At 28.9% G+C, this 1444-nt stretch carries 1 protein-coding gene; it reads right to left on the minus strand.

Going from position 1 to position 1444, the window contains the following annotated elements; translation table 11 throughout:
- Positions 1-1411: Eco57I restriction-modification methylase domain-containing protein (locus V7137_RS30590; protein WP_420490207.1), on the minus strand; the 1411-nt coding region annotated here is incomplete at its 3' end.
- Positions 1412-1444 lie beyond the last annotated feature (33 nt).

Raw genomic sequence — 1444 nt, forward strand, 5'->3', positions numbered from 1 at the left:
CTATTTCTTTTAACTTATATAAATCGATAAATATATAATTTAAATTTTCTTCATTCGATTTTAGTAATGAAAAACAAAAATTTAAATGCTTAGACCAAATGTTGAATATTTCGTCTAAATTATTAACATTGTTAACTTTAGCAAATGAAATCCATGGATGTTGTCTAAAATCCCACGATGTTTCGAAAGAGTCCCAATCCTCTTTTGCAATCTTTATATTTTCTAGGGTTATTTTTTTAATTTGTTTGTAAATGGGTAGGTTTCTAACTTGAATATAAGGAATTTTCCTGATTACGCCTACTTCATAATTTAAAGTTGCAGATATGGAGGAGACGAACTCCCTAAAAACATTAGTATTTAGGAATCCACACATAGGCATCAATTCTTCGTTTAAATTAAACATAGAAGTGCCACCTACATCAAATAATGTACCATTCGGAATATATCTTGAACTAAAATTTCCTGAAGTTACCTTAGACCATGTAAGTCCTTCTTGAAAATAAAATTCAGAATTATTAGCTATACCCATCCTTGAAGAGGCAGGTTTTATTGAGTTTAAATAATGTCCAAATTCTTTAATTTCTTTACCATCCTTTTCCCAATTAACCACACTTTCTAGATTACCATACCATTTTCTATAATAACCACCCTTATTATATGGGAACCATTTTTTTCTACTGGCTTCTGCTAAATTATTATTAGGATATCCGAATCCAATCTTCTCTTTATTAACTTCATACCATAATCTTAAAAAGCGCCCATTATCCCCCGTTTGGAGACCTACTCGAGGTTCGGCAACATCCTCAAGTTTAGTATCAGTATTAAAAATATCCTTTATTTTTTCATTTACCCAATATGAGAGTGTATTACCTGGGAAAGAGTTAAAGAATTCTTGAGTAACAAAAAATAAATTTTCCATTTCAAAAAAGGCCTTGTTTTTTAATGAGTAATTTTGATAGTTCACTAACCGTTTATACGTGGTAAGAAATTTTTCTATTTTTATATTTCTATTTGTAAAGGAAGGAGTTTGAACAACTTCACCACCAATATCTTCAAAGGCTCTAGCGCCTAAATGAATCATAGAATATATGGTTTGTGAGCTCAATATATTTTTTCGAAGATTTTCATATCTTGATAAAAACATCCATGATTGTTGATTAATAATCGAATAGAATCCATTCTCTTTTGTAAGTTTCGTTAATACTTCAATAAACACTGCAGATAAATCAGTCTTGGAATTTTTATAATGTTTTTTTAAATATTCCGAAATCTTTCTATTCATTCCTTTTATCCCCATATATGGTGGATTCGTAATTGAGACATCATATTTAGATACTAATAACTTACATAGTATTAAAATAATCTTAAATTCAAAAATTTGCTCATATGCCAGGTAAGTATCGAGAGACAACTGGGTTTCATTTAAATTATTTATCCTATTTAT

The organism is Neobacillus drentensis (assembly GCF_036962765.1).
In the GTDB taxonomy this organism is placed as follows: Bacteria; Bacillota; Bacilli; order Bacillales; family Cytobacillaceae; genus Neobacillus; species Neobacillus drentensis_C.